The sequence below is a fragment of the Pseudomonas sp. GW821-FHT07F01 genome, assembly GCF_059418825.1.
Window position 1 is genome coordinate 375976 of record NZ_JBWKQO010000005.1, and the last position, 18857, is coordinate 394832.

Genomic DNA, 18857 nt, shown 5'->3' on the forward strand with positions numbered 1-18857 from the left:
AAAGTTCAGCCGAGGTGTTCCATGGATATCATCGAAACTATTAAAGAGCAGATTGCCAACAACACCATTCTGCTTTATATGAAAGGCTCGCCGAATGCCCCGCAGTGCGGCTTCTCTGCCAAAGCCGCTCAGGCCGTAATGGGCTGTGGTGAGAAGTTCGCTTACGTGGACATCCTGCAGAACCCGGAAATTCGCGCCAACCTGCCCAAGTACGCCAATTGGCCAACCTTCCCACAACTGTGGGTGGCCGGTGAGCTGGTCGGCGGCAGCGACATCATGGCTGAAATGTTCGCCAACGGTGAATTGCAGAGCCTGATCAAGGCCGCTGCCGAAAAAGCCGCTGCCAAGACCGAAGCGTAAAAGCGCGCCTGCTCGCGAGGGTTTCCGGGAATCGACATGCTACTCGTGTGATTCTCGGAAACTTGCGGCAAGCACTCTGCTTCGGTTTGTTACGCGAACATATCCGCGTAATAAAAAAAGCCCCGCTCTCATAAGAGAAGCGGGGCTTTTTTATTCTTCGGGTATTACGAGTTGAGTTACTCGTCACCCATTTGCGATTGCAGATAGTTCTCGATACCCACTTTATCGATCAGGCCCAATTGGGTTTCCAGCCAGTCGATATGCTCTTCTTCGGATTCCAGAATATCTTCCAGCAGTTCACGGCTGCCGAAGTCACCAACCGATTCGCAATGGGCGATCGCGGCCTTGAGGTCGGCATGGCCGGTGCGCTCGATACGCAGGTCGCATTCGAGCATTTCCTTGGTGTGCTCACCGATATGCAACTTGCCCAGGTCCTGGACGTTGGGCAGGCCTTCGAGGAAGAGGATGCGCTTGATCAGCTTGTCCGCATGCTTCATCTCGTCGATGGACTCGTGGTACTCGTGCTTGCCCAGCTTGTTCAGGCCCCAATCTTCATACATGCGCGCATGCAGGAAGTACTGATTGATCGCGACCAGTTCATTGGCAAGGATTTTATTGAGATGCTGGATGACTGTAATGTCGCCTTTCATGATGGGGTCCTGCCCTGTATTTAGTGGAACATGGGCAGAGTCTGAGCTGCATGAACATTACTGTCAAACCTAAGTTATTGAATAATATATGAAAATTAATCGGAATAAGAATGTTTGTGTTCCGCGTTTTGTCTCTAAGCGATTGAATTACAGGCATAAAAAAACCGGACGCCAGGTCCGGTTGTTTGTAACGCCGCTAATTATTGATTAAATCAGGCGACATTAAATTCCACAGGGTAGGGGATTGCCGCTTGGCTGCTCTGCAATTCGGTCAGGGTTTCGCGAACCACTTGCTTGGCCAGGCAGGCACATTTGCCGCACTGGCTGGCAACGCCGGTGGCCTGGCGTACTTCGCGGTAGCTGCAGCAACCTTCGTAGATCGCTTCGCGAATTTGTCCGTCGGTGACACCGGTGCAGAGGCAGACATACATAAGATGAGAACCGTCGCTGGTTAGGGCTCAATTGCGATGGATCTTAATGTTAACGAGAATGATTGTCAAAGTGGTTTCGACGCCCTTTGTTGCTGATTCTTGCTTGAGTGACGAACGGCTTTTCTTGGCATTAATGACAGATCATTCGCATTTTTCGCGTTGGAGGCCGGCCAGAGGAAAAACCACTAAGGACAGCTTAAAAACGCCGTGTATGATGGTCGGTCCTTGCGAAGAGGGCGCACGTCACGGGGCTGTCGCATCAGCATGGCAGGCTCGGGGCCAACCCTTCTTCTTCATTACTACGTCCACACCAGGAGATATCCAATGAGCGTACTCGTAGGCAAACAAGCCCCTGACTTCACCGTTCCGGCCGTTCTCGGCAATGGCGAAATCGTCGACAGCTTCACCCTGTCCTCGGCCATCAAAGGCAAATACGGCCTGGTGTTCTTCTACCCGCTGGACTTCACCTTCGTGTGCCCGTCCGAGCTGATCGCTCTGGACCACCGCATGGCTGATTTCAAGGCACGCAACGTTGAAGTGATCGCTGTGTCCATCGACTCGCACTTCACTCACAACGCCTGGCGTAACACCCCGATCAATGCCGGCGGCATCGGTCAGGTTCAATACATCATGGCTGCTGACATGAAGCACGAAATCGCCAAGGCCTACGACGTTGAGTCCGAAGGCGGCGTGGCTTTCCGTGGCGCGTTCCTGATCGACGACAAAGGCGTTGTCCGCTCGCAGATCGTCAACGACCTGCCACTGGGCCGCAACATGGAAGAGCTGATCCGTCTGGTCGACGCTCTGCAGTTCCACGAAGAGCACGGCGAAGTCTGCCCTGCCAACTGGAAGAAAGGCGACAAGGGCATGACCGCTTCGCCAGAAGGCGTTGCTGCTTACCTGAGCGAGAACGCCGGCAAGCTGTAAGGCTTGGCGTCACGCATAAAAAAACCGGCCTTAGGGCCGGTTTTTTTATGGGGCAAAGGAAAGCGACTATTCAGTCGTCGAAATCCTGCCAGCCGCCCATCTGTTTCCAGCGGTTGACGATGCCGCAGAACAGCTCGGCGGTCTTCTCGGTGTCGTAGCGAGCCGAGTGGGCCTCGCGACCGTCGAAGTCGATGTCTGCGCTCTGACAGGCCTTGGCCAGCACGGTCTGGCCGTATGCCAGGCCAGCCAGCGTGGCGGTATCGAAGCTGGAGAACGGGTGGAACGGATTGCGCTTCATGTCCAGGCGCGCCACGGCGGCATTCAGGAAGCCCAGGTCGAAGCTGCTGTTGTGGCCTACCAGGATGGCGCGCTTGCAGCCATTGGCCTTCAGCGCCTTGCGCACCCCGCGGAAAATATCGGTGAGGGCGGTTTCTTCGCTCACAGCCATGCGCAGGGGATGGTCAAGCTTGATCCCGGTGAATTCCAGGGCTGCAGCTTCGATGTTCGCGCCTTCGAAAGGCTCGACCCGGAAGAAGTAGGTGTGTTCGGGGAACACGAAGCCTTTTTCGTCCATGCCGATGGTGGTTGCGGCAATTTCCAGCAGGGCGTCGGTGGCCGAGTTGAAGCCACCGGTTTCAACATCGACGACTACCGGCAGGTAACCGCGAAAGCGTGCCGCCATCGGATGGCGAGGACCGCCGCTGCTACCTTCTTGTTCGTCGTCGAAATGGTCGTCACTCACGAGTGATCCTCCAGCAGGCGCCAGCGCAGTTTTTCACCGGCGCGCAGCGGAATGACAGTCAGCTCGCCAAACGGCAGGCTGGCAGGAGCGGTCCATTCTTCACGGACCAGGGTGATGCTGTCGGTGTTGGCCGGCAAGCCGTAGAAGCGCGGGCCGTTGAGGCTGGCGAAAGCTTCCAGCTGATCCAGGGCGTTGCGTTGTTCGAACGCTTCGGCGTACAGCTCGATGGCGGCGTAGGCGCTGTAGCAGCCGGCGCAACCGCAAGCGGCTTCCTTGGCGTGCTGGGCGTGAGGTGCCGAGTCGGTGCCGAGGAAGAACTTCGCGTTGCCGCTGGTGGCCGCATCCAGCAGGGCTTCCTGGTGGGTGTTGCGCTTGAGGATCGGCAGGCAATAGAAGTGCGGACGAATACCGCCCACCAGCATGTGGTTGCGGTTGTACAGCAGGTGATGCGCAGTGATGGTGGCGCCGACGTTAGCCGAAGCCTCCTTGACGAACTGCACGGCTTCAGCGGTGGTGATGTGTTCGAACACCACTTTCAGGCTGGGGAAGCGTTCAACCACACGCCGCATGTGCTCGTCGATGAAGATTTTCTCGCGGTCGAAGACGTCGACGTCGCCGCGGGTTACCTCGCCGTGGATCAACAGCGGCAGGCCGACTTCGGCCATGGCTTCAAGCACCGGGAAAATCTTGTCGATGCTGGTCACGCCCGAATCCGAGTTGGTGGTCGCGCCGGCCGGGTACAGCTTGGCGGCGTGGACGAAACCGCAGGCCTTGGCCGCGCGGATTTCCTCCGGCTGGGTACGGTCGGTCAGGTAGAGCACCATCAGTGGCTCGAAGCGGCTGCCGGCCGGGCGCGCAGCTAGAATGCGCTGGCGATAGGCGTCGGCTTCCGCGGCGTTGCGCACCGGAGGTACCAGGTTGGGCATGATGATGGCGCGGCCAAAGGTGCGCGCGACATCTGCGACTGTATTGGGCAACACGGCCCCATCGCGAAGATGAATATGCCAGTCGTCGGGACGCAGCAGGGTCAGGCGGTCGGACATTGGAGGTTCCAGGCGGGTAAAACTCGGGGGAATGCTACCGGAAAAGACTCTTCCAGGCACTCGCTATCAAGTTTTGCGACGAGCAACCGATATCCCGAAGGTATGGCGTATTAACGCCTGTCGATTTTTCTGTTGTACACGTCAGTGGAGCCTCCCGTGCGCCAGCGTTATCTAGCCTTGCTCAGTGTGTTTGCCAGCCTGCCTGCGATGGCTCTCACTTTCCAGACTCGCCTGGAGAGCATTGAGTGGACGGTCGAAGGTGACAAGTTCGAGTGCCGCCTGATCCAACCGGTTACCGATTTCGGTTCCGGCGAATTCGTTCGTCGCGCCGGCGAGCAGGCGATTTTCCGCCTCAAGAGTTTCAACCCCATGCAGGCCGGTGGTTCCGCGACCCTGCTTGCGGCCGCCGCCCCCTGGCAGCCGGGGCGTGGCGACATCAACCTTGGGGCGGTCAAGGCCGGTACCGATGGGGTGCTGTTCAACAGCAACCAGATGCAGGCCGGACGTCTGATCGTCGGTTTGCTGGAGGGGCGCAGCCCGGTGGTCCGGCACTTCTCCCGCGAAGGCGGAGTGTCCGAGGTACGCCTGTTGCCGGTGAAGTTCAGCAAGGCCTACGGCGACTATCAAAGCTGCATGGCCAAGCTGTTGCCGATGAACTATGAACAGGTCAAGCAGGCCGAGATCGGTTTCCCCGGGGGGGGCATCGACCTGGACGCCCGGGCCAAGGCCAAGCTGCAAGTGATGGTGGACTTCATCAAGGCCGACCCCACGGTCAATCATGTCGAATTGGACGGGCACTCTGATAACAGTGGCAACCGCCTGACCAACCGTGACCTGTCGCGCCGTCGTGCGCTGGCGGTCATGGAGTTCTTCAAGGCCAATGGCCTGGCGGAAAACCAGATCGTGGTGCGCTTCCATGGCGAGCGCTATCCCCTGGCCCCCAACACCAATGCGGCCAATCGGGCGAAGAACCGGCGGGTCAATGTGCATCTGGAGCGGGTCGCTCCTGCCGAAAAGCCGGCCCCAGCGCCTCAGGCGGCTTCCGGGTCCAGCGCAGCGGCGACTTCCTGATACGGCTGTCGTCGTCGCTCGCTCGACATAATCTGTCGCTTGGTCGTCATAAGCTGTCGCGCCTCTGTAAATTATCCGCGTGGATCGGTAGACTTGGCGGCTTTCCGTACAACCCCGTGGAGTGATGGCATGGCGGACGTTAACAAGGTCGTTCTGGCGTATTCGGGCGGCCTGGACACTTCGGTGATCCTCAAGTGGCTGCAGGATACTTACAACTGTGAAGTAGTGACTTTCACTGCTGACCTGGGCCAAGGCGAAGAGGTCGAGCCGGCCCGCGCCAAGGCGCAAGCCATGGGCGTCAAAGAGATCTACATCGACGATCTGCGCGAAGAGTTCGTGCGTGATTTCGTCTTCCCGATGTTCCGCGCCAACACCGTCTACGAAGGCGAGTACCTGCTGGGTACTTCCATCGCTCGTCCGTTGATCGCCAAGCGCCTGATCGAAATCGCCAACGAAACCGGCGCCGACGCCATTTCCCATGGCGCCACCGGCAAGGGCAACGATCAGGTGCGTTTCGAACTGGGCGCCTACGCCCTCAAGCCGGGTGTGAAGGTGATTGCCCCTTGGCGCGAGTGGGACCTGCTGTCCCGCGAGAAGCTGATGGACTACGCCGAGAAGCACGGGATCCCGATCGAGCGTCACGGCAAGAAGAAATCCCCGTACTCGATGGATGCCAACCTGCTGCACATCTCCTATGAAGGTGGCGTGCTGGAAGACACCTGGACCGAGCACGAAGAAGACATGTGGCGCTGGACTGTCTCCCCGGAGAAGGCCCCAGATACCCCGCAATACCTGGAACTGACCTACCGCAACGGCGATATCGTGGCACTGGACGGCGTCGAGATGACCCCGGCCACCGTGCTGGCGACCCTGAACCGCATTGGTGGCGAACACGGTATCGGTCGTCTGGACATCGTCGAGAACCGTTACGTGGGCATGAAGTCCCGCGGCTGCTACGAGACACCTGGCGGCACCATCATGCTGCGTGCTCACCGCGCCATCGAGTCCATCACCCTGGACCGCGAAGTGGCTCACCTCAAAGACGAGCTGATGCCCAAGTACGCCAGCCTGATCTACACCGGCTACTGGTGGAGCCCTGAGCGTCTGATGCTGCAACAGATGATCGACGCCTCCCAGGCCCACGTGAATGGCGTGGTACGCCTGAAGCTGTACAAGGGCAACGTGATCGTGACCGGTCGCAAGTCTGACGAGTCGCTGTTCGACGCCAACATCGCTACCTTCGAAGAGGACGGCGGTGCCTACAACCAGGCGGACGCAGCTGGCTTCATCAAGCTCAACGCCCTGCGCATGCGCATTGCCGCGAACAAGGGTCGGACCCTGGTCTGATGCTTTGAGTGGTTGAAGAAAGCCCCGCGATAAGCGGGGCTTTTTTTTGCCCTGGATAATTGCAGTGAGCGTCGGGGCCTAATTCAGATCAGCAAATGTCTGTTGGGCAAGGTGAGCCACTTCTTGATGGGCGAAGTACCAAGTACCGCTACTGAGAGTGCTTGTAGGTTGGAGTTTTATTAGTACGAAAAGTAGCTGATTTGACGATTGATCCTAGGCGGTTTGGATATTGAACCACTTTTATCTAGGTCGTTTTGTAAGGCAATTCGGTATTGTTTGTAAGGATCGTCCTCGTAAGGTCGTAGCCCTCTGTAGCACGGTGTCAGAGTCAATTCTCTGGGGTATTGTGCGGGCTCTAAAAAAACTCTCAGGACTGAGATGGACCTATGAAAAGAGTATTGATCGTGGATGATCACCCTGTTGTCCGTTTGGCTGTGCGCATGTTGATGGAGCGCCATGGCCTTGAAGTAGTAGCGGAAGCAGATAACGGCACGGATGCATTGAAGTTGGCTCTTGAATATGTTCCAGACATCTTGATTCTGGATATTGGAATTCCGCAACTTGATGGGCTCGAAGTTATAAACCGGCTGATGTCCAGAGGTATGTCGATCAAGATTCTGGTATTGACCCTGCAAGTTCCTGGGCCTTTCTCCATGCGCTGCATGCAGGCCGGTGCTGCCGGTTATGTGTGCAAGCAGCAGGACATCACCGAGCTGTTGAGTGCCGTGCGTGCGGTGCTTGCGGGATACAGCTACTTCCCCAACGAGGCCTTGCATACTTTTCGCTCAAGCCAGGGCATCAGCAGTGAGCAGCAGATGATCGAGCTGCTTTCAGGGCGCGAATTGATCGTATTGAAACAACTCACCAACGGCATGAGTAACAAGGAAATTGCCGAGGGGTTGTGCTTGAGCAACAAGACCATCAGTACCTACAAGCGCCGGTTGCTGGCCAAGCTCAATGCTCGTTCATTGGTTGATCTGATCGAGTTCGCTCAACGGCATCGGTTGATATGAGCCTTTAGAGCACGTGCGCATTGAGACGGTGTTGCTGGATGGGCTCGCTTGAGTGCCGACGCAGCCGGTCAGTCGGGGAGGCTGACCGGCCAGATTTGCGGCTGGGCACAGGTACAAAAAAACCTCCATGGGGAGGTTCTTTTGTGACTAGAGGTCAAAGTCGTAATCGGCCAACTGTTTTTGCAGGCGCCGTTCCTCGAGGAGATTGTCGATGGTCCGGCGCTTGCTCAGATTGGTTTTCGCCACTTCGACCACCGGTTCTGCATCATCTGTTTCAGCTGCGACGAAATCGTCTTCTACGTCCAGTTGTTCTTTGCCAGTACTCATAAGGTCGACTCCAGGCTAGGACTGCCATTGGCGCTCCTTATATCGATATTCTCCTGGCGGGTAAAAAAGATTTTTTCAATCGATCTATCGGCAAAATCAATGCTTGCTCAATCGTCGGAAGTCTTTTGCTTGTATTCGCACAGGTCTTCGATTCGACAGCTGCCACAGCGTGGCTTGCGTGCCAGGCAAACGTAGCGGCCGTGGAGGATCAGCCAGTGATGGGAGTCCAGCAGAAACTCCTTGGGCACGAACTTCATGAGTTTCTTTTCGACCTCGACCACGTTCTTTCCCGGGGCCAGCCCGGTTCGGTTGCTGACCCGGAAGATATGGGTGTCCACCGCCATGGTCAGTTGTCGGAAAGCGGTGTTGAGGACCACGTTGGCGGTCTTGCGGCCCACTCCGGGCAGAGCCTCCAGCTCTTCCCGGGTCTGTGGCACTTCGCTGTTATGGCGTTCCACCAGCAGGCGGCAGGTCTCGATGACGTTCTTGGCCTTGCTGTTGTACAGGCCGATGGTCTTGATGTATTCGGACAGGCCTTCGACGCCCAGGGCGTAGATTGCCGCTGGGGTGTTGGCTACGGGGAAGAGCCTGGCAGTCGCCTTGTTGACTCCGACGTCGGTCGATTGCGCCGAGAGAATCACCGCGATCAGCAGCTCGAACGGCGAGGAATAGGCCAGCTCGGTTTTCGGCTCGGGGTTGTCTTCGTGTAGCCGGCGAAAGATTTCCAGGCGTTTGGCGGCATTCATGGGTGATTCATTTCCTCGAAGGCGGTCGGTTTAAGGTCCAGGGGCCGGCCCAGGCCCGTTTTGCGGCCAGCAGCGCACCCAGCAGGATAAAACCGCCGGGGGCGAGGGTCAGCAGGCGTAGCCCCCCATGTGGCAGCACGACCCAGCCGCTGCCTGCATCCGGCTGGCCGACAAGCCAGCCCAGATGGCTGCCCAGCGTACCAGCGCCCAGCAGCTCGCGCAGGGCACCCAGGCCGATCAGGGCCACACAGAAAGCGCCGGCCAGGCGCAGTCGGTTGCGGTGCTGGAAGAACCCCGCCTGTTCCAGTACCACGCATTGCAGGGGCAGCAGGCCCAGGTACAGGCTCAATTGCTGGTGCAGCTCATAACTCCAGGCCTGCAGCGCCAGCCACAGGCAACTGCCGAGGCTGGCGCTGAGCAGCAGGCTGGCCAGCCAGTGGTGGCGGGCCTCGATGGGCGGACGCAGCAAGCGCATGCCGGTGCCGTAGAGGCCGATCAGCAATACCCAGGCCAGGGCCAGGCCGATTGCCTTGACCCAGGAGTCCGTAGCCCCGATCAGGGGTGGCAGCATCAGCAGCCCCGGCAATGACAGCGGCTTATTCATGAGGCGTTCCAGGGAGCAGTTGTCCGCGGTGTTCGTCGAAGTAGCGCAAGGCATCATGCAAGGCACTGATCACCGCACGGGAAGTGATGGTGGCGCCGGCAATCTGATCGAACTGCCCGTTGTCCTTTTTCAAGGCCCAGGCGCTGTCGCCCGGATCATTGCGGGATTTTCCTGAAAACCCCTGGAGCCAGGCATTGGGCCAGCTGGCGATACGTGCTCCCAGCCCCGGAGTCTCATCCTGCCGGAGGGTCTTGCTGCCCAGCAGGCGCCCCTGGCTGTCGATAGCGATCAGCAACTCGATGGGGCCGGCGTAGCCTGTGACCTGGCTGCGCAGCAGCACGGCGCTGGGCCGGCCATTGCGGGTGGCCAGGTAGCCATCGAGCAGGCGACTGTTGCTCAGTTGCCCATCGGCCAAGGGCAATGGCTGGTCCAGGGGCTGGTTGTCATAGCTGCCGGCGGGCAGCACATCCAACAGCTTGCGTGCCTGCAAGGCCCGTTGTTCGGCTTCTATGCGTGGAGTGGCGGCATATTGCAGCCACAGGGTGGCACCGATGCCCAGGGAGCCGAGCAGCATCAGCAGCAACAGGCTGCGAGCCCCTTTCATGATGGGCGCTCCAGCGGTTTTTCGGAGCTCAGGCGCTCCAGGGCCGGTACCGCCAGGTTCATCAGCAGCACGGCGAATGCGAGCCCGTCGGGGTAGCCACCCCAGGTGCGGATCAGGTAGGTGAGCAGGCCAACGCCAACGCCAAACAGCAGGCGGGCCTTGGCGGCCTTGGGGCCGGACACCGGCTCGGTGACGATAAAGAACGCACCGAGCATGCTGGCGCCGCTGAGCAGGTGGAACAGCGGCGAACCGTGGGAGTCGGAGCCGCTGCCGTTCCAGCACAGCAGGCTGATCAGCAGCAGGCTGCCAAGCATGCCCACGGGCGCCTGCCAGCCGATGACCCGCTGTTGCAGCAGAAACAGGCCGCCAGCCAGAAATCCAAGGTTGACCCATTCGGTACCACTGCCGCCGAAGTGACCGAAGGCGGGGTTGCCGGCAAAGAGTTCATCGACGGTCAGGCTCTTGTTGATCCGCAGGCTGTCCAGCGCCGTGGCCTGGGCCCAGGCGTCCGGGGGCGGGTTGCCTCCCAGGCCGAATACCTGTTGCAGCCCGCCGAGCAGGTCCAGGGCATGGGGTGCGGGCCAGTGAGTCATGGCTTGCGGGAAGCACAGCAGGGCCAGTGCATAACCCAACATCGCCGGGTTGAAGGGGTTCTGGCCGACACCGCCGTACACCTGCTTGCCCAAGAGCACGGCGCTGGCGGCAGCGCTCAGCGGCAGCCACCAGGGGCAATAGGGTGGCAGGGCCAGGGCCAGCAAGGTGGCACTGACCAGCGCACTGCCATCGCCGAGGGCAGGTTGCAGCGGACGCCGCCGCAGGAACAGCACCAAGGCTTCCATGGCCAGGGCCCCACTGGCTGCCAGCAGTAGATTCAGCAGCGGCCCCCAGGCATACAACCACAGCAGTACCAGCAGCCCCGGCAGCGTGGCCAGCAGCACGCGCTGCATGGCCTGGCGCAGGCGCGGGTCGACTGTTTCAGGGCACGTCATGGGCGTTTACCTGGCGCTCGGCTTCGCTCAGGCGGGCTTGGGCCTGGGCCAGTTGTTCGCTGCTGGTATCGGTCTGGCGTTGCAGTTTGCTCAGCTCGGCTCGGGCGTAGGCCAGTTCGGTCTTCAGTTGTCGCAGTTGTGGGGCGATCGGGCGTTTCTCGATCCGCTCCAGTACTGGTGCCGGTTTGCCACTGGCGTCCTCCGCGGCGTGCAGCGCCTGTTCGGCCGCCGCCAGGGCCGCGGCCAGGGTTTGCAGTTCGGCTTCGGGGGCTGCTGCGGCCTGGGCCTTTTTCAGTTCGGCGCGGCGCATCGCCAACTGGATCTTGGCTCGCTTGAGGTCGGCATCCCGGGCCACCGGCGCGGTCGGTGTAGGCGCCTGGGCTTCCAGTTGGGCCAATGCCTGCTCCGCTACTTCGAACTGGCGCTGCAGGACGATCAACTGCGATTGCTGCTCGAAGGTCGGCGGATGACCGAAGGCCTTGAGGGATTTGTGCAATTGGGCGCGACTCATGGCCAGCTCGATCTTGGCCTTTTTCAAGGCGGCATCGGCCGCCGCGGCTTTCTGTGCGCGGACCCGCTCGATAGCCGACTGAACCGGGTCCTGGCTGGCGTCGCTGGCCTGGGTGGCGCGCTGGGCCCTGGCCTGACGTTCGGCCAGGCGCCGGGCCTCTTCGCGCTGCAAGCGATCATTGCGCTGCTCGAAGCGGCGCCGGGCGTGATCGCGTTTGGCGGTGCGAGCCTGCAACTGCTCGGGGCTGCTGGCCAGGCCGCCGACAATGGGCAGCACTCGGGCCATGGGCAACTGCAGCATGTCGATGCAATCCACCGGGCAGGGCGCCACACAGAGGTCGCAGCCGGTGCATTCGTCGATCAATACGCTGTGCATGAGCTTCGCCGCGCCGACGATGGCGTCCACCGGGCAGGCCTGGATGCACTTGGTGCAGCCGATGCATTCGGCCTCGCGGATATGGGCGATCTGCGCCGGGGCTTCGCCACGGCTGTGGTCCAGTTCCACCACCGGCAACTGGAGCAGTTGTGCCAGGCCGGCGATGGTTTCCTGGCCCCCTGGCGGACACTTGTTGATGGCCTCGCCACTGGCGATGCCCTGGGCGTAGGGTTTGCATCCGGCGTGGCCGCACTTGCCGCATTGGGTCTGGGGCAGAAGGGCGTCGATGCGTTGAATCAGACTCATGTCTTGAGCAGTCCGTTGAAGCCGAAAAACGCCACTGCCAGCAGGCCGGCGCTGATCAGGTCGATCGGCAGGCCTTGCCAGGGCAGGGGAATATCGTTGGTGGAAATACGCTGGCGCAGGTCATTGAACAGGCACAGTACCAACCAGAAGCCCAGCCCGGCACCCAGGCTCATGGCGCCGAGGGTCGCCAGCCCGAGGTTTTCCCCGCTGGCGATCAACAGCAGGCCGAGCATCCCGGCATTGGCCAGCAACAAGGGCCAGAGGCCATCGAATGGCAAACCGGGCAGGGCTCGGGGCAGCCAGTGTAGGGCCGGCCTGATCAGCAGCACACTCAGGGACAGCCAGGCAAACAGCTGCAAGGACTGCAGCCCCGAGGGCACCAGCACACCACGATAGAGAACATGGCCGAGTACGCAACTGACCAGCATCAAGACCGTTGTTGCTAGGCCCAGCGCATGGATCCGAAGCCGAGCGCCATCGGCTGGGGCCTGCAGCAGCGGGTCGACGCCCAGCGGCCACTGCAACACGAAGTTGTTGATCAGGGCAGTGCTGACAAGGGCGAGGAGGAAGTCGGTCATGGTCGGGGCCGGTACGGGCAGGCTGTCCTTCAAGAGTAGGCAAACTCCAGCGTCGGCGCAGGGCCCGCCAGATATGCAAATCCCCCCGCTGCGCCGGGCGCAACGGGGGGATGGGGTCCAGCCTGCAGCCTTACTTGATCCGCTGGCCGGGCTTGGCGCCGCTGTCCGGGCTCAGCAGGTAGATTTCTTCACCGCCAGGGCCGGCAGCCATCACCATGCCTTCGGAGATGCCGAACTTCATTTTCCGTGGCTTGAGGTTGGCGATCATCATGGTCAGGCGGCCATCGAGCTTGGACGGATCAGGGTAGGCGCTCTTGATGCCGGAGAACACGTTGCGCTGTTCGTCGCCGATATCCAGGGTCAGGCGCAGCAGCTTGTCGGCACCTTCCACGGCTTCGGCCTTGACGATCAGGGCGACACGCAGGTCGATGGCGGCAAAGGCATCGAAGTCGATTTCCGCGGACAGCGGGTCCTTCACCAGTTCACCGTTGCCTTTAGGGCCACCGGTGTCGGTCTGGCTGGCGGCCAAGTCTTCCTTGGAGGCATCGGTCATGGCTTGCACTTTTACCGGGTCGATCCGCGTCATCAGCGGCTTGAATTCGTTGAGCTGATGGTTGGCCAGCAGTTGCTGGTGGTCGTTCCAGGTCAGCGGGGCCACGTTGAGGAAGGCCTCGGCATCGGCAGCCAGCAGTGGCAGCACCGGTTTGAGGAAGATCACCAACTGGCGGAACAGGTTGATGCCAGTGGCGCAGATGGCCTGGACTTCATCCTGCTTGCCTTCCTGCTTGTTCAGCGACCATGGAGCCTTGTCGGCGATCCAGGCGTTGGCGCGGTCGGCCAGGCCCATGATCTCGCGCATGGCCCGGGCGAAGTCACGGGCTTCATAGGCGTCGGCGATGCTTGGCGCCGCGGCCAGGAAAGCCTCGGTCAGCTCGGGGGCGGCATTGCTGTCCACCATCACCCCGGCATTGCCCTTGTGGATGAAGCCGGCGCAACGGCTGGCGATGTTCACCACCTTGCCCACCAGGTCGGAGTTGACCTTCTGCACGAAGTCTTCGAGGTTCAGGTCCAGGTCGTCGACACCACGGCCCAGCTTGGACGCGTAGTAGTAGCGCAGGTATTCCGGTGACAGGTGCTCCAGGTAGGTGCGGGCCTTGATGAAGGTGCCACGGGACTTGGACATCTTCTGGCCATTGACCGTCAGGTAGCCGTGGACGTTGATGCCGGTCGGCTTGCGATAGCCGGCGCCTTCGAGCATGGCGGGCCAGAACAGGGCGTGGAAGTTGACGATGTCCTTGCCGATGAAGTGATACAGCTCGGCGGTGGAGTCCTTGCCCCAGAAGGCGTCGAAATCCAGTTCCGGACGACGGCTGCAGAGGTTCTTGAAGCTGGCCATGTAGCCGATCGGCGCGTCCAGCCACACATAGAAGTACTTGCCCGGCTCATCCGGGATCTCGAAGCCGAAGTACGGTGCATCGCGGGAGATGTCCCACTGCTGCAGGCCGGCGTCCAGCCACTCGGCGATCTTGTTGGCCACGGCGTCCTGCAGGGTGCCGCTGCGGGTCCAGCTCTGCAGCATCTGCTGGAAGTCCGGCAGCTTGAAGAAGAAGTGCTGGGAGTCCTTGAGCACCGGAGTGGCGCCGGAGATCGCCGACTTAGGATCCTTCAGGTCGGTCGGGGCATAGGTGGCACCGCATTTTTCGCAGTTGTCGCCGTACTGGTCCTCGGTGCCGCATTTCGGGCAGGTGCCCTTGATGAAGCGGTCGGCCAGGAACATTTTCTTTTCCGGGTCGAAATACTGGGTGATGGAGCGCGTGGCGATGTGCCCGGCGTCCCGCAGCTTGAGGTAGATCTGGCTCGACAGCTCACGGTTTTCTTCGGCGTGAGTGGAGTGGAAGTTGTCGAAATCCACCAGGAACTCGGCAAAGTCGGCGCAGTGTTCAGCCTGCACGTTGGCGATCAACTGCTCCGGCGTGATGCCTTCCTTCTCCGCGCGCAACATGATGGCCGAGCCGTGTGCGTCGTCCGCGCAGACATAGATGCATTGGTTGCCGCGTAGCTTCTGGAAGCGCACCCACATGTCGGTCTGGATGTACTCAAGCATGTGGCCAAGGTGGATGGAACCATTGGCATAGGGCAGGGCGCTGGTGACGAGGATCTTGCGTGGCTCGGACATGGGGCTCGGCTACTTGATGAAACGGAGGTCGGCCACTATAAAGCGCCGGAGCGGAATTTTCACCCTTCCAGGCACATTGTGCGCAGCAAGCTTTCTCGCCACGAAGGAGTCGGCGGCGTAGGATAGCCGGCTGATTTTCCTGTCTTGTTATCGGAGTTGCCCATGAGCGCCGTCAATCGCGCAGCGGTGGAAGCCGTCCTTCGTCAATACACCGACCCTTACCTGAACCAGGACCCGGTCAGCGCCGGCTGCGTGCGGGACATCGAGGTCCAGGGCGACCGGGTTACGGTCCGCATGGAACTGGGTTATGCCGCCGGCCTGTTCAAGAGTGGCTGGGCGCAGATGCTGCAACTGGCCATCGAGGGCCTGGACGGCGTGAGCTCGGCCAAGGTCGAGATCAGCAGCGTCATTGCCGCGCACAAGGCCCAGGCGCAGATCCCGGGCCTGGCCAACGTCAAGAACGTGGTGGCGGTGGCTTCCGGCAAGGGCGGTGTGGGCAAGTCCACCACCGCGGCCAACCTGGCCCTGGCCCTGGCCCGCGAAGGCGCCAAGGTGGGGATTCTCGACGCCGACATCTATGGCCCGAGCCAGGGCATCATGTTCGGCATCGCCGAAGGCACCCGTCCGAAGATCAAGGACCAGAAGTGGTTCGTGCCCATCGAGTCCCACGGCGTGGAGGTCATGTCCATGGCCTTCCTCACCGATGACAACACGCCGATGGTCTGGCGCGGTCCTATGGTCTCCGGGGCCTTGCTGCAACTGGTGACCCAGACCGACTGGGGCAACCTGGACTATCTGGTGATCGACATGCCGCCAGGCACCGGCGACATCCAGCTGACCCTGGCGCAGAAAGTCCCGGTGGCCGGTGCGGTGATCGTCACCACGCCCCAGGACCTGGCTCTGCTGGATGCGCGCAAGGGCGTGGAGATGTTCCGCAAGGTCAATATCCCGGTGCTGGGCGTGGTGGAGAACATGGCGGTGCACATCTGCTCCAACTGTGGCCATGCCGAGCACCTGTTTGGCGAAGGCGGCGGCGAGAAGCTGGCCAGCCAGTACGACGTCGAGCTGCTGGCCTCGCTACCGTTGTCGATGCTGATCCGCGAGCAGGCCGACGGCGGCAAGCCGACGGTGATCGCCGAGCCGGAAAGCCAGATCGCCATGGTCTATCAGGAGTTGGCGCGGCATGTGGGCGCGCGCATTGTCTTGCAAGAAGCGGCCGCCCCGGCGATGCCCAACATCACCATCAGCGACGACTGAAGCCCCAGGCGGGTGAGTCATGTAGGAGCCGGCAGGATCAGACCCGCAGGCCGCCGTCCATTTCCAGGATGCGCCCGGTGTAGTAGTCGTTCTCGAAGATATAGGCCGCCGAGTGGGCGATCTCTTCCGGCTTGCCCATGCGCTTGAGAGGAATACCGGAAGTCATCTTCTCCAGGGCCTCGGGTTTCATGCCCAGGGTCATCTCGGTTTCGATAAAGCCCGGGGCAATGCCCGCCACGCGGATGCCGTAACGCGCGAGCTCCTTGGCCCAGGTGACCGTGGCTGCCGCGACCCCGGCCTTGGCTGCGGAATAGTTGGTCTGGCCGATATTGCCGGCGCGGGAGATCGAAGAAATGTTGATGATCGCGCCGTTGTTTCCGAGCTCGATCATCTTCGCCGCCACTTCCCGGGTACAGAGGAAGACCCCGGTCAGGTTGACGTCGATCACCGCCTGCCACTGGGCCAGGCTCATCTTGGTCATCTGGCCGTCCTTGACCTTGACCAGCAGGCCGTCGCGCAGGATCCCGGCGTTGTTGATCAGGCCGTGGATGGCGCCAAAGTCCTCGGCCACCTGGGCCACCATGTGGTTCACCTGCTCTTCATCGGCGACGTTGCACAGATAGGCACGGGCTTCGACGCCGTGGGTCTTGCACGCCGCGACAGCCTGGTCGAGCTTTTCCTGGTTCAGATCGACCAACGCCAGGCGCGCGCCCCTGGCTGCGAAATACTCGGCCATGGAGCGGCCCAGACCTTGGCAACCGCCGGTGATAATGATTACTTTGTCAGTGAGTTGCATTCGCATGTCCTGCTAGCTGGTCTTGAGGGGAGTCCTTTTCGGGAACCCTCGCTCGGCTGCCGGACCTGGCCTGGCTGCAGATGAGAATTGCCCTGTTGGCGTAGCTGGAACAATGCTCCAGGCGCCCGTCCGTTTTCGACGGATTCTACATAAGGAGTCATAAAGTGAGCGTTGAAGCTGCCAAGAATGCACGAGAACTGCTGCTCAAGGAATATCGTGGGGTGCTGTCCACTCACTCCAAGGCCATGCCGGGATTTCCCTTCGGGTCCGTGGTGCCCTATTGCCTGGACGCCGAGGGCCGGCCGCTGATCCTGATCAGCCGTATCGCCCAGCACACCCACAACCTGCAGAAGGATCCCAAGTGCTCGCTGCTGGTGGGTGAGCGCGATGCCGATGATGTGCAGGCAGTCGGTCGCCTGACCTACCTGGCCGAGGCTGAGAAGCTCGAGGACGAGGCCGCCATCGACGCCGCAGCCGAGCGTTACTACCGTTACTTTCCCGAGTCGCAGAACTACCACAAGGCCCATGACTTCGATTTCTGGGTGCTCAAGCCGGTACGCCACCGCTACATCGGCGGCTTCGGGGCGATCCACTGGGTCGACCAACTGACCCTGGCCAACCCCTTCGCAGGAAAGGCCGAGCTGAGCATGGTGGAACACATGAACAGCGACCATGCCAAGGCCATTGCCCACTATGTCCAGTTGACCGGGTTGCCGGACAACGCGCCGGCGCAGATGGCCGGGATCGATACCGAAGGCATGCACCTGCGCATCGGCCAGGCGTTGTATTGGCTGCCCTTCCAGGCGCCTTGCAATACGCCGACACAAGTACGCGAGGCCCTGGTTTTCCTGGCCCGAGCTGATCAATGGCCGAAAAATCCGCCCCCGGGTGCTTGAATTCACGAATTGGCGACGTCATTTACGGTCTACTGGAAGGCATTCTTCCGCAGAGGAAACCATTTGATGCGCCCTTTTCTGTTGCTCTTTTTACTTTTCCCGGTGCTCGAGCTGTTCGTCTTCGTCAAGGTCAGCGCGGCCATCGGGTTTTTCCCGGCGCTGCTGCTGATCATTGTCGGTTCGATGCTCGGTGTGCTGGTGTTGCGCGTGGCCGGTCTGGCCACGGCACTGCGTGCCCGTGAAAGCCTCAATCGCGGTGAGCTGCCGGCCCAGCAAATGCTCGAGGGCCTGATGCTGGCCCTGGGTGGTGGTTTGCTGATCCTGCCGGGTTTCATCAGCGATGTGTTCGGCCTGCTGATGCTGTTGCCGATCAGCCGTCGCCTGCTGGCCAATAAAATGCGCCAGCGTGCCGAGGAGCAGGCCCTGCGCCAGCGCGCCTTTGCCGACGACATGCGTGCCGCCCGTGGCGGCCCTGCGCCCCAGCAGCCGCTGGGCCGCGAGCCCAACGTGATCGAAGGCGAATTCGAGCACCGCGACTCCTGAGTCAGAAGCTCACGTCTCACGGCACCTTCGGGTGCCGTGTTCGTTTTGGCGCCAGCGATGTAAAAAATTTCATCGGCCAGCCCTTGTAATAACCTTATGCGCCCTTATGTAACGGTCACCGCAAGGTTTCTGGTGCTGACACCAGACAGACTTCCGCGGCTCGCTTGTCGAGCCGCACCCGGCAAAGCCGGATTTGCTAACCCGCCGGTATCGACACCGGCCGTTGAAAACCACAATTAGGAGAGATCGACAATGAAGCTTCGTCCTCTGCATGACCGCGTCGTCATCCGTCGCAGCGAAGAAGAATCGAAAACTGCCGGCGGTATCGTTCTGCCTGGTTCGGCTGCTGAAAAACCTAACCGTGGCGAAATCGTCGCTGTAGGTACCGGCCGTGTGCTGGACAACGGTGAAGTACGTGCGCTGGCCGTGAAAGTGGGTGACAAAGTGGTGTTTGGCCCGTACTCCGGCAGCAACACCGTGAAAGTCGATGGCGAAGATCTGCTGGTAATGGCCGAGAACGAGATTCTCGCTGTTATCGAAGGCTGATTTCCCGCGTATTTTCCCG

Annotated in this window: 22 protein-coding genes; 9 read left to right on the forward strand and 13 right to left on the reverse strand. The window is 60.8% G+C overall.

The genetic code is table 11. The features are described 5' to 3' along the window. The first annotated feature begins 21 nt into the window (after positions 1-21). Positions 22-360 (forward strand): Grx4 family monothiol glutaredoxin, encoded by a 339-nt coding sequence (grxD, locus tag AC07R1_RS20070; protein ID WP_011063114.1) that lies wholly within the window; start codon positions 22-24, stop codon positions 358-360. Between the two features lie 176 nt (positions 361-536). Here grxD and bfr read toward each other — a convergent pair whose 3' ends face one another. Together bfr and AC07R1_RS20080 are read right to left on the reverse strand one after the other, a co-directional pair. Beyond that, entirely contained in the window at positions 537-1010 is a 474-nt protein-coding gene (bfr, locus tag AC07R1_RS20075) for a bacterioferritin (protein ID WP_011063113.1), read from the reverse strand. A 212-nt stretch (positions 1011-1222) separates the two neighbouring features. Then, on the reverse strand, positions 1223-1441 hold the full coding sequence (locus AC07R1_RS20080; protein WP_011063112.1) for a bacterioferritin-associated ferredoxin: 219 nt from the start codon (positions 1439-1441) through the stop codon (positions 1223-1225). 324 nt (positions 1442-1765) lie between these two features. Here AC07R1_RS20080 and AC07R1_RS20085 point away from each other — a divergent pair, with 324 nt between their 5' ends. Continuing rightward, a complete protein-coding gene (locus AC07R1_RS20085; RefSeq protein ID WP_011063111.1) occupies positions 1766-2368 on the forward strand; it encodes a peroxiredoxin in 603 nt (200 codons plus the stop codon). 70 nt (positions 2369-2438) lie between these two features. Here AC07R1_RS20085 and rnt read toward each other — a convergent pair whose 3' ends face one another. Continuing rightward, positions 2439-3110 carry a ribonuclease T gene (gene rnt / locus AC07R1_RS20090; RefSeq protein ID WP_011063110.1) on the reverse strand — a complete coding sequence of 224 codons (672 nt, stop codon included), beginning with the start codon at positions 3108-3110 and terminating at the stop codon, positions 2439-2441. Further along, positions 3107-4153, reverse strand: coding sequence for a dihydroorotase (gene pyrC, locus AC07R1_RS20095; RefSeq protein ID WP_011063109.1), 1047 nt, complete (start codon positions 4151-4153; stop codon positions 3107-3109). The genes rnt and pyrC overlap by 4 nt, the downstream gene beginning before the upstream one ends. Positions 4154-4309: 156 nt before the next feature. Here pyrC and AC07R1_RS20100 point away from each other — a divergent pair, with 156 nt between their 5' ends. From AC07R1_RS20100 to AC07R1_RS20110, 3 genes are all read left to right on the forward strand, one after another. Next, positions 4310-5224, forward strand: coding sequence for a flagellar protein MotY (locus tag AC07R1_RS20100; RefSeq protein ID WP_011063108.1), 915 nt, complete (start codon positions 4310-4312; stop codon positions 5222-5224). 129 nt (positions 5225-5353) lie between these two features. Then, complete coding sequence (locus tag AC07R1_RS20105; protein ID WP_011063107.1) at positions 5354-6571, forward strand: argininosuccinate synthase; 1218 nt, start codon at positions 5354-5356, stop codon at positions 6569-6571. 386 nt (positions 6572-6957) lie between these two features. Then, positions 6958-7584 (forward strand): response regulator transcription factor, encoded by a 627-nt coding sequence (locus AC07R1_RS20110; protein ID WP_011063106.1) that lies wholly within the window; start codon positions 6958-6960, stop codon positions 7582-7584. 147 nt (positions 7585-7731) lie between these two features. On the opposite strand, the gene AC07R1_RS20115 is transcribed toward AC07R1_RS20110, so the two are convergent. From AC07R1_RS20115 to metG, 8 genes are all read right to left on the reverse strand, one after another. Further along, positions 7732-7911, reverse strand: a complete 180-nt coding sequence (locus tag AC07R1_RS20115; RefSeq protein ID WP_011063105.1) for a PA3496 family putative envelope integrity protein — start codon at positions 7909-7911, stop codon at positions 7732-7734. A 107-nt stretch (positions 7912-8018) separates the two neighbouring features. Then, on the reverse strand, positions 8019-8657 hold the full coding sequence (nth, locus tag AC07R1_RS20120; protein WP_015636814.1) for an endonuclease III: 639 nt from the start codon (positions 8655-8657) through the stop codon (positions 8019-8021). A 7-nt stretch (positions 8658-8664) separates the two neighbouring features. Continuing rightward, positions 8665-9261 carry an Rnf-Nqr domain containing protein gene (locus tag AC07R1_RS20125; protein WP_495110877.1) on the reverse strand — a complete coding sequence of 199 codons (597 nt, stop codon included), beginning with the start codon at positions 9259-9261 and terminating at the stop codon, positions 8665-8667. After that, a complete protein-coding gene (locus tag AC07R1_RS20130; RefSeq protein WP_065365280.1) occupies positions 9254-9865 on the reverse strand; it encodes an RnfABCDGE type electron transport complex subunit G in 612 nt (203 codons plus the stop codon). Before AC07R1_RS20130 ends, AC07R1_RS20125 begins: the two co-directional genes overlap by 8 nt. Beyond that, complete coding sequence (locus AC07R1_RS20135) at positions 9862-10854, reverse strand: RnfABCDGE type electron transport complex subunit D (protein WP_495110878.1); 993 nt, start codon at positions 10852-10854, stop codon at positions 9862-9864. Before AC07R1_RS20135 ends, AC07R1_RS20130 begins: the two co-directional genes overlap by 4 nt. After that, entirely contained in the window at positions 10841-12046 is a 1206-nt protein-coding gene (locus AC07R1_RS20140; protein WP_495110879.1) for an RnfABCDGE type electron transport complex subunit B, read from the reverse strand. Before AC07R1_RS20140 ends, AC07R1_RS20135 begins: the two co-directional genes overlap by 14 nt. After that, positions 12043-12624, reverse strand: a complete 582-nt coding sequence (locus AC07R1_RS20145; RefSeq protein WP_495110934.1) for an Rnf-Nqr domain containing protein — start codon at positions 12622-12624, stop codon at positions 12043-12045. The genes AC07R1_RS20140 and AC07R1_RS20145 overlap by 4 nt, the downstream gene beginning before the upstream one ends. A 130-nt stretch (positions 12625-12754) precedes the next feature. Then, a complete protein-coding gene (gene metG / locus AC07R1_RS20150; RefSeq protein ID WP_015636808.1) occupies positions 12755-14800 on the reverse strand; it encodes a methionine--tRNA ligase in 2046 nt (681 codons plus the stop codon). Positions 14801-14962: 162 nt separating this feature from the next. Here metG and apbC point away from each other — a divergent pair, with 162 nt between their 5' ends. After that, on the forward strand, positions 14963-16057 hold the full coding sequence (gene apbC / locus AC07R1_RS20155; protein ID WP_011063097.1) for an iron-sulfur cluster carrier protein ApbC: 1095 nt from the start codon (positions 14963-14965) through the stop codon (positions 16055-16057). 37 nt (positions 16058-16094) lie between these two features. On the opposite strand, the gene AC07R1_RS20160 is transcribed toward apbC, so the two are convergent. Further along, positions 16095-16853: an SDR family oxidoreductase gene (locus tag AC07R1_RS20160; RefSeq protein ID WP_232641855.1), complete on the reverse strand. Its 759-nt coding sequence runs from the start codon at positions 16851-16853 to the stop codon at positions 16095-16097. A 164-nt stretch (positions 16854-17017) separates the two neighbouring features. Here AC07R1_RS20160 and AC07R1_RS20165 point away from each other — a divergent pair, with 164 nt between their 5' ends. The 3 genes from AC07R1_RS20165 (at position 17018) to AC07R1_RS20175 (ending at position 18838) form a co-directional block, all read left to right on the forward strand. Then, entirely contained in the window at positions 17018-17749 is a 732-nt protein-coding gene (locus tag AC07R1_RS20165; protein WP_495110880.1) for a HugZ family pyridoxamine 5'-phosphate oxidase, read from the forward strand. Between the two features lie 66 nt (positions 17750-17815). Then, complete coding sequence (locus AC07R1_RS20170) at positions 17816-18292, forward strand: FxsA family protein (RefSeq protein WP_495110881.1); 477 nt, start codon at positions 17816-17818, stop codon at positions 18290-18292. Between the two features lie 252 nt (positions 18293-18544). Beyond that, a complete protein-coding gene (locus tag AC07R1_RS20175; RefSeq protein ID WP_011063093.1) occupies positions 18545-18838 on the forward strand; it encodes a co-chaperone GroES in 294 nt (97 codons plus the stop codon). Positions 18839-18857 lie beyond the last annotated feature (19 nt).